The organism is Kitasatospora sp. NPDC008050 (assembly GCF_042957465.1).
GTDB lineage: Bacteria > Actinomycetota > Actinomycetes > Streptomycetales > Streptomycetaceae > Kitasatospora.
Map to the genome: position 1 here is coordinate 297,276 of NZ_JBIBIJ010000004.1, position 13,324 is coordinate 310,599.

The window sequence follows — 13,324 nt, forward strand, 5'->3', positions numbered from 1 at the left end:
GCGGAGCGGGAGGTCAGAGCCGGCGCGCCAGGTGCACCACGTCCGGCACGCCGCGTGCGACGGTGACCTCCAGGGTGTGCACCTCGGTGAAGCCGGCCGTGCGCAGCGCCTGTTCGAAGGCGGCGGAGGGCTGGGCGCTCCAGACGGCCAGCACACCGCCCGGGTTGAGCCGCCGCTGGATGGCGGCCAGCCCGCTCGACCGGTAGAGGCCGGAGTTGGAGTCGGTGACGGTCCAGTCCGGGCCGTTGTCGATGTCGAGGCAGAGCGCGTCGTAGGTCGCGTCGTAGGTCGCCCGGGTGTCCTCGGTGCCGCACCCGGTGCTGCTCCCGGTGCCGTCCAGGTAGGCCAGCAGGTCGGTGTGCAGGATCTCCACCCGCGGGTCGTCCAGCGCCCCGGCGGAGAAGGCGGCCAGCGGCCCGGCGCGGTGCCAGTCGATGATCGCCTCCTCCCGCTCCACCACCGCGATCCGCCCCCAGCGCGGCTCGGCGGCCGCGTACGCGAGCGAGAAACCGACGCCGAGGCCGCCGATCAGGACGGAGGGTCGGGCCACCGGCGCGAGCTGGTCGCCGATGAGCTGGTTGCCGGTGAGTTGGTTGCCGCTGAGCTGGTCCAGCGCGGCCTGGATCAGCAGCCGCTCGGAGCGGCCGTCGGCGGTGTCCATCAGGAAGCAGCCGTTGGCGATGATCTCCAGGTCCTCGCCCCGCCGGCGGAGCACCACCTCGCCGTACGGGCCGTCGCGCCGGTCGAGCGTGACCGGGGGCTGCTGGTGGTCGCGGTCGGGCAGTTCGGAGACGTCGGGCAGCAGGGACATGCGTGGTACCTCGGTTTCGGCTACTTGATCCGGTCGACTCTAGCCGCGAGCAGGGGCGGGAAGGGCCCGATGCCGGAAACGCCGAACGCCGCGCTCCCCGAGCGGGTGCTCGGGGAGCGCGGCGTTCTCGCCTCGGTACGTCAGTACGTCAGTACGTCAGTACGTCAGTACGTCGGTACGTCGGTACGTCGGTACGTGAGTACGTCGGTACGTCGGTACGTGAGTACGTCGGTACGTGAGTACGTCGGCGGTACCTCGCGGCGTCAGACGGTGACCGGCTGCCCGGTCTCCTCGGCCTGCTCGGCCTTCGCAGCGGCGGTCTCCTCGGCGGTACCGGAGGTGTTCTCGCGCGGCGTCGGGAGCACGGCCATGATCGCGGCGGAGATCACGATGGTCGCCGCCCAGGCGAGCCCGTACTTGCCGATCGGGGTGCCGGAGAACGGGCCGGAGAACCAGTCGCACTTGGTGAAGGCGAGCCCGAGGAGCAGCGCGGCCACCCAGGAGACCATCGCCTGCCAGCAGAAGCCGGCCTTGTACCAGTAGCGGCTGTTCCGGCTGGTGTCCATCAGCGCGGCGGCGTCGTAGCGCACCGCACGCGTCCGGCGGCGGAACATGTCCACCGCGTAGACGCCGATCCAGGCCGAGAAGGAGACGGCCAGCAGGATCAGGAAGGTGATGAACGAGCCCAGGAAGCTCTTCGCGACCAGCATCAGCATCAGGCCGCCGACCAGGGAGATCACGGCGTTGATGCTGACGGCCATGGCGCGCGGCAGCTTGACGCCCATCGTCTGGGCGGTGAAGCCGGCCGAGTACATCGAGAGGCTGTTGATCAGCAGCATGCCGATGATCGCGGTCAGCAGGTACGGCACGGCCAGCCAGGTCGGCAGCAGGTCGCCGAGGAAGGAGACCGGGTCCGAGGCCTGGGCCAGACCGGGGGAGGCCACCGCCATGACGGCACCCATCAGCACCATCGGCACCATGACCAGGCCGGCGCCGGAGACCGTCACGCCGACGATCTTCTTGCCCGAGGCAGCGCGCGGCAGGTAGCGCGCGAAGTCCGGGCCGGTGGGGACCCAGCTGATGCCACCGGCGGCGATCGTGCCGACACCGGCGATCACCATCGCGGTGGTGCCCGCGGGCTTGGAGAAGACCTCGCTCCAGTGGATGTGCGCGATCAGGTAGCCCAGCACCAGGACGCTGAAGATGCCGAACAGGTACGTCGACCAGGTGTTGCAGACGTTCAGCGCCTTCCGGCCCATGCCGGAGACCAGGAACGTACAGGCGACGAAGAGGAAGAGCGTGACGACGATCAGCGCGGTGTTGCTCTTGATGCCGAAGAGCAGGTCGAGCACGGTCAGCACGGCGTAGGCGCCGGTGACCGCGTTGATCGTCTCCCAGCCGAACCGGGCGATCCAGAGGATCGCGCCGGGGAAGAGGTTGCCGCGAACCCCGAAGGTGGCCCGCGAGAGCGTGGCACCCGGGGCCCCGCCCCACTTTCCGGAGACCGACACGACGCCGACCATCCCGAAGGAGATGGCCGCGGCACACGCCGCGACGATCAGGACCTGCCAGAAGTTCAGCGCGTTGAACACCACCAGGGCCGCACCCATGGTGAGAAGCAGGACGCTGATGTTCGCCGCGACCCAGGTCGGGAAGAGCTCGCGGACTCTGCCATGACGCTCGTGGTCCGGTACGGGTTCGATACCGCGGGTCTCTATCGCGCCGTCGGCATTGTCGGCGGTGGACAGGTTGTCCATGAGGGTGGCTCCGTGCGTGTGAAGCGGGGAGTAAAACGGACAAGTGGAACATTTATGGAACTCTTCGCGCGTAGCACGAGAGTTAAGCCATCCTACTTTGCTCCAGATGTAACCCGATTGATGCCGTTACTCCCTGGGGGTACCGGTAGGAGCGGAAAACGGCGCCCCGGGGGCGGGTGATCGCTGCGGGGCTTGGCCATTTCGTCCTGATGTGACCGTGGTCACAGGTGGGCTGTTGCGGGCCTGGAGGCCGACTGCGAGCGCATCCATCCCGCCCGGATCGCGTGGGTCCTCTCCCGCATCGACGTCCATGACGTCACCAGGGAAATCGCCGATCGCGCGGCCGCCCTGCTGCGTGCGCACCGCCTGCACGGTCACACGTACGCGATCGACGCCGTCCTCGCCGCGATCGCCCGGACCGCACCGGGGCCGGTCACCGTCCTCAGCTCCGACACCGAGGACCTGACCCTGTTGTGCGGGGCGGCCGTCGAGGTCGTCAAGGCCTGAGAACCGCCGGCGGCGGGGGACCGGGCACCGGCGGGGCTCTGGCCGGTGCACCGGTGACCCGTCGGTCGCCGTCCGCCAGCGGGTTGACGAGCGGTAGTTCTACTCCCCCGAAGCGGTGACAGGAGTCCGGTCCCCGGCCGTGGCCCGTGCATACTGAGGCCGACCAGTCGCTCTGAGTAACCAAAGGGGTACGTGTCATGGCGGCCACGGAGAACCCGAAGACCGTCGCGACAGGCGGCCGGACCAGGCGTCAGTTCCTCTCCCGGGCAGCCGCGGCAGCCGCGGTGGGTGGGGCGCTGGCCATCGCACCGGCGACCTCCGCGGCGGCGAGTACGGCGCCGAGTACCGCGCCGCGCACGGGGAGCACCCGGGGCGGGCGGACCGTGGCGGTGCTCGGCGGCGGGGTCTCCGGACTGAGTGCCGCGCACGAACTCGCCGAGCGCGGCTACCGGGTGACCGTGTACGAGTACTACACCGCGCTCGGCGGCAAGGCCCGGAGCATGGACGTGCCCGGCAGCGCGGCCGGTGGCCGTCGGCCGCTGCCCGGCGAGCACGGGTTCCGCTTCTTCCCCGGCTTCTACCGCAACCTGCCGGACACCCTGCGCCGCATCCCGTACCCCGGCAACCCCGGTGGCGTGCACGACAACCTGCGCGACGGTACCCAGACGCTGCTCGCCTACGACGCCCCGCGCCCCGGGCTGCTGCTCCCGTTCCAGACCCTCACCCGTCCGCTCGACCCGGGCGATCTCGCCCCGGACGCCCTGCGCCGCACCCTGAGCGGCGTGCTGGACGAGGTGCTGCACCTGCCCGCCGACGAGCTCGGCTACTTCGTCGACCGGGTCCTGGTCCATCTGACCAGCTGCGACCTGCGCCGCGAGCAGCAGTGGGAGCGGGTGCCCTGGTGGGAGTTCATCAAGGCCGACCGGATGTCCCACGACTACCAGCGCCTCCTCGGGGTCGGGCTGACCCGCGACCTGGTCGCGACCAAGGCCGAGCAGGCCAGCACCCGCACCGTGGCGCGCACCATCGTCGAGGCCTTCCTGCTGAACGGGCTGCTGGGCCGCGGCGTCGACGGCCAGCCCGACCGGGTGCTCAACGCCCCGACCAGCGAGGCCTGGATCCACCCCTGGACGGCTCACCTGGCCTCGCTCGGCGTCGAGTTCCGCACCGGGACCGAGGTCCAGGAAGTCGTCTACGCCGACGGCCGGATCACCGGGGTACGCATCGCGCCGGCGGGCGGCGGCACACCCGAGACGGTGACCGCCGACTACTACCTCTCCGCCCTGCCGGTCGAGCACGCCCGCCGCACCTGGGGACCGCAACTGCGCGCCGCCGACCCCCAACTCCCGCGCTGCGACGCGATCCGGACGGACTGGATGACGGGCGTCCAGTACTACTTGCGCCGGCCCGTGCGGCTGGTGCACGGTCACGCCGCCTGCCTCGACTCCCCGTGGTCGCTGACCACGGTCGACCAGGCGCAGTTCTGGGACCGGGACTTCGCGGCCGACTACGGCGACGGAACGGTCACCGACTGCCTGTCGGTCTGCGTCTCGGAATGGGACAAGCCCGGGATCCTGTACGGGAAGACGGCCAAGGAGTGCACGCGCGAGGAGGTGGTGCGGGAGGTCTGGGCCCAGTGCAAGCGGGCGTTCAACCGCCCGGGCCGCAGCTGGCTGGAGGACGCCAACCTGCACTCGTGGTTCATGGACCCGGCCGTCACGGGCCTGGGCGGCCCCGCGCCGGCCAACCGGGAGCAACTGCTGATCCACCCCGTGGGCACGCTCTACAGCCGACCGTCCGCCGCGACGGCGGTGGGCAACTTCTTCCTGGCCGGCGACTACGTCCGCACCGACGTCGACCTCGCCACCATGGAGGGCGCCAACGAGTCCGCCCGCCGCGCCGTCAACGCCCTCCTGGACGCCGACGGCTCCACCGCCGAACGCTGCCCGATCTGGCTGCTCTTCCGTGCCCCGGAGCTCGAACCGCTCAAGCTGGTCGACGAGGCCCGCTACCGGCTCGGCCTGCCGAACACCTTCGACCTGGGCTGAGCGCCTCCTCCGGTTCGACCGGCCCGATGAACTGCTGCCGCGCGGGCGAAACCACGCGCTCGGATCCCTCGTCCACTACGGTGATCGGTCGCTGGAGCCGGCCGACTGGTACAGGGGGAAGCGTGGAGCAATGCGGAGACTGACGGCGGATCCCGTCGAGCGCGCGGTGTCGCGGCGGCGCGTGCTGCGGATCGGGGCCGGCGTCGTGGGCGGCGGTGCGCTGCTCGGGGGCGCCGCCGGGGGCGGGATGCTCGCGGGGTGGCTGCCCGGCGGGGTGGAGCTGAAGAAGGCGCTGGGGTTGACCGGGACGGACGGTACGGTGCCGGACCTGGCGCCCGGGGCGGTCCACATCGAGCAGGTGCGTTCGGCGGCGCGCAGCCGGGAGGTCACGCTGGTCACCATGCTGCCGCCCGGCACCGCGGCGAGCACGAGCCTGCCGGTCTGCGTGATGCTGCACGGGCGCGGCAACGACGCGCGGGGCATGGTGGCGCTGGGGACGCCGCAGTTCCTGGCGGCCGCGGTCAACGGCGGCGTGCCGCCGTTCGCCGTCGTCGCGGTGGACGGCGGGGACGCCACCTACTGGCACCAGCGCTCGCCCGGCGACGGCGACGACCCGCAGGCGATGCTCGGCGAGGAGCTCCCCGGCTGGCTGCAGGCCCGCGGACTGTCCGCGCCGCGCGCCGCGATGGGGATCTCGATGGGCGGCTCCGGCTCCCTGCAGTACGCCATCGGGCGCACGCAGAGCGGCCACGACCTGGACGCCGTGGCGCTGCTCAGCCCGGCCGTCTTCCGCAGCTGGGCGGACGCCCGCCCGATCGGCGGATACGCCGACGAGGCGGACTGGCAGGCCCACGAGCCGCTGCTGCGCCTCGACCGGATGCGGCTCGGTGCCCTCGGTGCCCTCGGCGTCTGGTGCGGCCAGGAGGACCCGTTCTGCCCGGCCGCCCGCGAGGTCGCCCGCCAGGCGCGAGCGCGCGAGGCGCGGTTCCCCGACGGGGAGCACACGGACGGCTTCTGGCGGCGGGTGCTGCCCGAGGCGATGTCCCTGCTGGGGCACACGCTCGCCGGACGTTAGTGCCGTACCGATCGATGCTTGCCCCGCTGCTGCACACGAGCTGATCGGCACCAGTCGATCACGTTGTCCTGCTCGTATCCTGTGCCGCATGGCCGATGACACGAGGATCGAGCGCTACTGGCACGAGACCGTGGAGTTGACGGTGGGGGAGCTACTCGATGCCCTCAGTGCGTTGCCCCCCGAGGCCCCGATCCGTATCGACGTGCCACTGATCCCGAGGTCGGGCGAGATGCGCGTCTCTGTTGACTCGGGCATCGGCCACTTCGTCGTGAGCGGAGTCGTCCTTCATGACGCCGACTACCTCGACCGGGACGAAGTGGTCCTCCAGGCGGACTTCTCCTCCGAGTGGTACGTACGTCCTGTCAAGCCGAGTGACGAGGGGTGACCTGGCCGGTGTCGCGCACGGTGGTGACCCAACCGAACGCCTAATGAAACCACCGCCCTCGCCTGACCGGATCACCATGGCTTCCGAACAAGCTCCAAACATCCGTCGGTCAGGATGCGGCGTCAACGGCAGCGGTGGTGCTGCCGACCTGCCGAGGAGGAGAATTGCGTTCTCACCGGGGAACACTCAGGCGCTCACGTGGTCTCGTGCTGGCCTGTGCGCTGCCGGTCGTGGCGACGATGGCGTTGACGACCGGGGTGGCCCAGGCCACGTCGGCTCAGGCCTCGTCGGACATCGCCAGCCTGCAACTCCAGGTCCACGAGGGCACGTTGCTCAGCAGCCACGGGGTGCGGACCATGTGCGCATCGGGCTGTCACGCGGATGTCGTGACCACGAGCCCGGGTTCGGGCACCGTGCTGTCGACCGACACCCCGGTCGGGCTCGGTGCGACGGACCTCGCCAGGGCGTACTCCCTGCCACGGGCCTCGGTCGGGCGGAAGGGCACGATCGCGCTCATCAGCACCGGTGCGAACACGCACCTGGAGTCCGATCTCGCCACCTACCGAAAGCAGTACGGGCTGCCCGCGTGCACCACGGCCAGCGGGTGTCTCACCGTCACCGACTTCCATGGCGGGCCACCGGTTGCGCCCGGGACGACCACGGAGTTCAAGGTGGCCGAGGAGGAAGCGGCCGTCGAGACCTCGCTGGACGTCGACATGGCCTCGGCGGCCTGCCCGGACTGCCACATCATGGTGGTGCAGACGCCCGACATCGACGCGACCGGTGAGCTGCTCCCCGCGGAGAAGGCGGCCGACTACGCGGTCGCCTACCAGACCGCGGTCCGGCTGGGCGCCAACGCGGTCAGCCTCAGCGACGTCGAGTTCCTCGACGCCTCGACGGCGGACGCGGACTACAGCAAGGCCGTGCGCCAGCCGGGCGTGCCGCTGTTCGCCTCCAGCGGCGACATCAGCAGCTCCGACGCGACCGCCGCCGGCTCCGACGCGACCGCCAAGGCCGGGACCGACGCGACCGCCAAGGCCGGGACCGTCGTCGACACGAGCTACACCTGGCCGGCGGAGCTGCCCTGGGCGGTCGCGGTCGGGGGCACCTCGTTGAAGCCCGTCGACGCGTCCCGACAGCAGTTCACCGAGACGGCGTGGCACAACCTGCACGGTGGCTGCGCCCTGACGCTGCCCCCGGCGGCCGGTCAGCCCGCCTCGGTCGCGGCGAACTGCGGTGGCCACCGGGCGGCCACCGACGTGTCCGCCGTCGCCGACCCGGCGAGCGGGCCCGCGGTGTACGACACCTACGCGCCCTCCACCGGGAAGCCGAACAACTGGCTCGTCAGCGGCGGCACCAGCGCGTCCTCACCGTTCGTCGCCGCCTGGTACGTCCGCAGCAGTGGCCACTCGACCGGCGCGGTCGGCCCGAGCGCGCTCTACCGGGCTCCGGCCTCGGTCTTCCACGACGTCACCACCGATGGCGGATCACCGGCCATCTGCCAGAAGTTCGGCTGGGGCGAGAAGGTGTGCCAGGCCGGCCCCGGCTGGGACGGCCCCACCGGCCTCGGCTCACCGCACGGCCTCGGGAAGTTCTGATCGGCACGTCCTGAGCCGGGCTCCCCGGACGGGTGTCCTGGGGCGTTGAAGGCCGGGCGGGGCGGAGCGGGCTCTCCGTCCGGCCCGGCCTGCCGGGCTGTCGCCGGCCCTGATGCCGCAGCGGCAGTTGTCAGGAAGCCAAACTGCCGCCCTCCTGCCTCGTGCACTGCCCTTGGCGGCAGGCTCCGGGCGGTTGGTTTGGGGCATGGCCGAGTTGAAGAGTTCGCCGCCGAGTCCAGTGAGCCCGCCGAGTCCGCCGAGTCCGCCGCGTCCGCCGAGTCCAGTGAGCCCGCTGAGTGCAGCGCCTCCCGTGGGTCCGCCGTCGCCGGTGCCGGGGCCCGTCGCCGCCCCGCCCGGCGCTCTGGAGCTGATTGCCGCCGTCGCCCGGCGCGCGCCGTCGCGGGCCGCGATCCGGGTGGGGGGTCGCAGCGTTGACTACGCCGAGCTGGCGGGGCGCAGTGAGGCGCTGGCCGGGCGGCTGGCGGGGCTGGTGCCCGGGCCCGGCGGGGTGGTCGGGGTGCGGGCGGCGGACCGGGTGGAGTATGTCGTCGCGCTGCTGGCCGCGTTGAAGGCCGGCGTCGCCTTTCTGCCACTGGACCCCGAGGCGCCGCAGGCACGGGTGGCGGCGATCCTCGCGGACAGCGGGGCGGTGCTGCTGACGGACGGCGCTGCGCGGGAGGCGGCCGGGGCGCGGCGGAGCGCGGGCCCGGGCGAGGTCGCGTACGTCATCTACACCTCCGGGACGACCGGGACGCCCAAGGGGGTGGCCGTCGGCCGGGGGCCGCTGGACGGGCATCTCGCCGCCGCCCGGGAGCGGTTCGGGATCACGGCGGACGACGTGGTGCTGCAGTTCAGCGCGCCGTATGTGGACGTCTGGGTCGAGCAGGTGCTCACCGCGCTGACCGCCGGGGCCTGCCTGGCGATGACCGAGGCGCGGGTGACCGCGCCGGCGGAGCTGGCCGCGCTGATCCGGCGCGAGGGCGTCACGGTGGCGAACCTGCCGGCCGGGTACTGGCAGGAGTTCACCGCGCTGCTCGCCCACTACGCGGGCGAGTTGGCGAGCCTGCGGCTGATGGTCTGCGGCAGCGACACGATGCCCGCCGCCTCGGCCGCGCGCTGGCTGCGCGAGACCGGGATCCCGCTGCTCAACGCCTACGGGCCGACCGAGGCGGTGATCACCAGCCTGGTGCACGAGGTGCGCGAGGCACAGGCGGGCGGCTCGGTGCCGATCGGCCGGGCCATCGGCGAGCGGGAACTGTACGTGCTGGACGAGGAGATGCACGAAGCGGCGGCCGGTGAGCTGTGCATCGGCGGGGCGGCGCTGGCGCTCGGCTATCTGAACCGGTCCGGCCTCACCGCGCAGCGTTTCGTGCCCGACCCGTTCAGCCCGGTGCCGGGCGCGCGGATGTACCGGACCGGTGACCTGGTACGCCGACTGGCGGACGGCACCGTGGAGTTCGGCGGGCGCCGGGACGATCAGGTGAAGGTGCGCGGGTACCGGATCGAGCTGGGGGAGATCGAGAGCGCACTGGCCGCGCACCCCGACGTGGCGAGCTGCGTGGTGAGCGTGTACGAGCCGGCGCCGGGGGACCGGCGCCTGGCCGGGTACGTCACGGCCGAGCGGACCGGCCTCCCGCGGGCGGACGAGCTGCAGCGCCACCTGCGGGCGACGTTGCCCGAGTACATGGTGCCGGCCACGATCACCGTGCTGCCCGCGCTCCCGCTCACCGCGAACGGCAAGATCGACCGCCGTGCGCTGCCCGCCCCGACGGAGGACCGGCAGGACACGCAACAGGATGCCCCGGCCGGCGAGTTGGAGCGTCTGATCGCCGGCATCTGGTCCGAGATCCTCGGCGTGGCGGGCATCGGCCCGGACGAGAACTTCTTCAACCTCGGCGGGGACTCGCTCACCGCCCTGCGGGTCGCGGGCCGGATGCTGGAGACCCCGTACGCGGACGTCTCCCATGTCACCGTCTTCGAGGCGCAGACCGTACGGGAGTTGGCGGCGGCGATGGCCGCGGCCGGTGCGCCGGCCGCGGGTCCGGAGCTGACCCGGCGCAAGGCCGCGACCGCGCCGCTGTCCGGACTGCAGCGCGGCCTGTGGACGCACGCGCAGTTCAACCCGGACTCGACGGCCTACCACATCCCCTGGGTCTTCGAGCTGGACGGCCCGCTCGATCCGACGGTCCTTCAGCTGGCGCTGGACGGGCTGGTCGCGCGGCACGAGGTGCTGCGCACCACCTTCGCCGCCGAGCGCGGCGAACCGCGCCAGGTGATCCACCCCGAGCGGCCGGTGCCGATCGCCGTCACCGACCTGAGCGCCGGCCAGGACGAGGGGCACGAGGCCGCCGTGACGGCGGCCGTCGAGCAGGACGCGCGGGCGCCGTTCAGCATGGCCGACGGGCCGCTCTTCCGGGTGCGGCTGATCCGGCACGGCGCCGAGCGCAGCACCCTGGTCGCGGTCTTCCACCACATCATCTGGGACGAGTCCTCGCTGGGCGTCTTCGAACGCGAGCTGGGCGAGCTGTATGCCGCCGCGGTGGGCGGCGGCGAGCCGGGCCTGGCCCAACTCCCCGTGCAGTACGCCGACTACAGCAGCTGGCAGCAGGAGATGCCACAGCAGCGGCATCTCGACTACTGGGCCGAGCAGTTGCGCGGCGCCCCGGCGGTCACCGTGCTGCCCGCGGACCGGCCGCGCCCCGAGCAGGGCGCACCGCGCGGGGACAGTCTCCGCTTCGAGATCCCGGCCGAGACCGCCCGGCGTATCCGCGAGCTGGCCCGCGCCGAGGACGCCACGCCGTTCACCGTGCTGCTGGCCGCCTTCGCCGCCCTGGTGCACCGGCACACCCGGGGCGAGGACCTGGTGATCGGCACGCCGGTCACCACCCGCAGCCGGCCCGAACTCGACCCGCTGATCGGCTACTTCGTCACCATGCTGCCGCTGCGGCTGCGCGTCGCGGCGGGGCTCGGCTTCCGTGAGCTGGTCCGGCACGTCCGCGACACCTCCTTCGACGCCCACGCGCACCGGGACACGCCGCTGGACAGCATCGTCAACGCGGTGCTGGACGACCGGCGGCTCGACGTCAGCCCGCTCTTCCAGACCGCCTTCGAGCTGCACCCGGCCAGTGGATCGGCGGTCCGGCTGGGCGAGTTGAGCGGGACCCGGCGGCTGCACGCGCACCAGGTGGCCAAGTTCGAGCAGGTCTGGATGATCGAGGACCCCGGCACGGCGCTGCGCGGCTGGATCGAGTTCGACGCGCGGCTGTACGACCGGGCGACCGTCGCCGCGTTCTGCCGGGAGTGGATCGACTCGCTCGCCCGCTACGCCGCGGACCCCGCGGCCGCGGTCGGCGAGCCGGTGGCCGGCACCGGGACGGTGGTCGACCGCTTCGAGGAGCGGGTGCGGGCCTGCCCGCAGGCCGTCGCGCTGGTCCGACCGGCGGGCGCAGGGGAGTGGTCCTACCGGGAGTTGAACGCGCGGGCCAACCAGGTGGCCTGGTGGCTGCGCGGCCACGGGGTGGGCGTGGGCGACCGGGTGGGGCTGCACCTGGCGCGGTCGCTGGAGGGTGTCGCGGCGATGCTCGGGGTGCTGAAGGCGGGGGCGGCCTATGTGCCGCTGGAGCCCGGGGTGCCGTTCGAGCGGCTGGCGCACTTCGTGCGCGACGCGGCGCCGGTGCTGGTGGTGAGCGCCGATCCGGTGACGGCGGCCGGCCTCGGGGTGCGGGTGCTGGACCTCGCGGACCCGGCGCTGACGGCCGGTGGGACCAGCGACCCGAAGACGGAGCTGTCACCCGAGGACGCCTTCTACGTGCCGTACACCTCGGGCTCCACCGGGATCCCGAAGGGCACGCTGGTGCCGCACCGGGCGGTGCCGGGGTTCTTCGCGGGGCAGGGCTACGCCTCCTGGGGGCCGGGGTCGACGGCGGTGCTGCACTCGGCGCTGAGCTGGGACGGCCACGTCCTCGACCTGTACCCGGCGCTGCTCTCCGGCGGCCGGGTGCTGATCCCGGAGTCGGGCGACACCGACCCGATCGGCGTCGCGCAGTTCGCGGCCGAGCACGGCGCCACCGTCCTGCTGCTCAGCGCGGCCGCCTTCGGCGCCGTCGTCACGGCCGACCCGGGCCTGCTGAAGAGCCTGCGGGACCTGCTGCTCGGCGGCGACCGGATCCCGGCCGACCATTTCCGCCGGATGCTCACCGAACTGCCCGAGGTCAACGTGGTGCACCTCTACGGCCCGTCCGAGGCGACGGTGGCCGCCACCGTGCACCAGGTGCGAGCGGCGGACCTGGAGCGGCCCGCGGTGCCGATCGGCCGCGCGCTGGGCGACCGGACCGTCCATGTGCTGGACGAGCGGCTGCAACCGAGCGCGGCAGGCGAGGAGGGCGAACTGTACATCGCCGGACCGGCGCTGGGCCACGGCTACCTGAACCGGGCCGCTCTGACGGCGCGCGGCTTCCTGCCCGACCCGTTCGGCGCCGAACCGGGTGCGCGGCTCTACCGGACCGGTGACCTGGTGCGCCGACTGCCGGACGGCGTCCTGGAGTTCATCGGCCGACGGGACGGACAGGTGAAGGTCCGCGGCTACCGGATCGAGCTGGGCGAGATCGAGAACGCGCTCGCCGCCCACCCGCAGGTCGCCACCTGCGCGGTGACCGTGTACGAGCCGACGCCGGGCGCCAAGAGGCTGGCGGCGTATCTCACGGCCGAGCCGGGTGCGCTGCCGCAGGCCGCCGAGTTGCGCGGCCACCTGCTGGCGAGGCTGCCCGAGTACATGGTGCCCGCCGGCTTCACCGTGCTGCCCGAACTCCCGCTCACCGCCCACGGGAAGATCGACCGCAGGGCGCTGCCCGCCCCCGAGCCCATCACCGGGCGGTCGGGGGACCCGGCGGCCGGTCACCGGGCGCCCGCCGGTGAGCTGGAACGGCGCGTCGCCGAGGTCTGGACCGAGGTGCTGGGCGTGCGGGACATCGGGGTCGACGACAACTTCTTCCAGCTCGGCGGGGATTCGCTGCGCGCGGTGCGGGTCGCGGTACTGCTGGCCGAGACGCTGGAGCGGGAGGTCCCGCCCCGGCTGATCTTCAGCTGCAGGACCGTCTCGGCCCTCGCCGCCCAACTGGCCTGACGCCCCCACAGAATTGGAGTG

Annotated in this window: 7 protein-coding genes and 1 pseudogene; 6 read left to right on the forward strand and 2 right to left on the reverse strand. The window is 72.7% G+C overall.

The features are described 5' to 3' along the window. Positions 1–13 precede the first annotated feature (13 nt). Entirely contained in the window at positions 14–811 is a 798-nt protein-coding gene (locus ACFZB9_RS10520) for a spermidine synthase (protein ID WP_391445619.1), read from the reverse strand. 263 nt (positions 812–1,074) lie between these two features. Beyond that, positions 1,075–2,568, reverse strand: coding sequence for a purine-cytosine permease family protein (locus ACFZB9_RS10525; RefSeq protein WP_391445621.1), 1,494 nt, complete (start codon positions 2,566–2,568; stop codon positions 1,075–1,077). 231 nt (positions 2,569–2,799) lie between these two features. On the opposite strand from ACFZB9_RS10525, the pseudogene ACFZB9_RS10530 reads away from it, so the two are divergent. The 6 genes and pseudogenes from ACFZB9_RS10530 to ACFZB9_RS10555 form a co-directional block, all read left to right on the forward strand. Then, positions 2,800–3,075 (forward strand): annotated as a pseudogene (locus ACFZB9_RS10530) (DNA-binding protein); the annotation flags it as partial. A 197-nt stretch (positions 3,076–3,272) separates the two neighbouring features. Next, positions 3,273–5,123 carry an FAD-dependent oxidoreductase gene (locus ACFZB9_RS10535; protein ID WP_391445622.1) on the forward strand — a complete coding sequence of 617 codons (1,851 nt, stop codon included), beginning with the start codon at positions 3,273–3,275 and terminating at the stop codon, positions 5,121–5,123. 130 nt (positions 5,124–5,253) lie between these two features. Then, positions 5,254–6,198, forward strand: coding sequence for an alpha/beta hydrolase (locus tag ACFZB9_RS10540; RefSeq protein WP_391445624.1), 945 nt, complete (start codon positions 5,254–5,256; stop codon positions 6,196–6,198). 88 nt (positions 6,199–6,286) lie between these two features. Next, a complete protein-coding gene (locus ACFZB9_RS10545) occupies positions 6,287–6,583 on the forward strand; it encodes a hypothetical protein (protein ID WP_391445626.1) in 297 nt (98 codons plus the stop codon). A gap of 239 nt (positions 6,584–6,822) precedes the next feature. Continuing rightward, entirely contained in the window at positions 6,823–8,181 is a 1,359-nt protein-coding gene (locus ACFZB9_RS10550; RefSeq protein ID WP_391445628.1) for a hypothetical protein, read from the forward strand. 328 nt (positions 8,182–8,509) lie between these two features. Further along, entirely contained in the window at positions 8,510–13,303 is a 4,794-nt protein-coding gene (locus ACFZB9_RS10555; protein ID WP_391445630.1) for an amino acid adenylation domain-containing protein, read from the forward strand. The last annotated feature ends 21 nt before the right edge of the window (positions 13,304–13,324 follow it).

What these genes read in the sequence shown, in the direction of transcription:
- ACFZB9_RS10520 (WP_391445619.1), bottom strand. Translation starts at nt 811, where the DNA reads ATGTCCCTGCTGCCCGACGTCTCCGAACTGCCCGACCGCGACCACCAG.
- ACFZB9_RS10525 (WP_391445621.1), bottom strand. Translation starts at nt 2,568, where the DNA reads ATGGACAACCTGTCCACCGCCGACAATGCCGACGGCGCGATAGAGACC.
- ACFZB9_RS10535 (WP_391445622.1), top strand. Translation starts at nt 3,273, where the DNA reads ATGGCGGCCACGGAGAACCCGAAGACCGTCGCGACAGGCGGCCGGACC.
- ACFZB9_RS10540 (WP_391445624.1), top strand. Translation starts at nt 5,254, where the DNA reads ATGCGGAGACTGACGGCGGATCCCGTCGAGCGCGCGGTGTCGCGGCGG.
- ACFZB9_RS10545 (WP_391445626.1), top strand. Translation starts at nt 6,287, where the DNA reads ATGGCCGATGACACGAGGATCGAGCGCTACTGGCACGAGACCGTGGAG.
- ACFZB9_RS10550 (WP_391445628.1), top strand. Translation starts at nt 6,823, where the DNA reads ATGGCGTTGACGACCGGGGTGGCCCAGGCCACGTCGGCTCAGGCCTCG.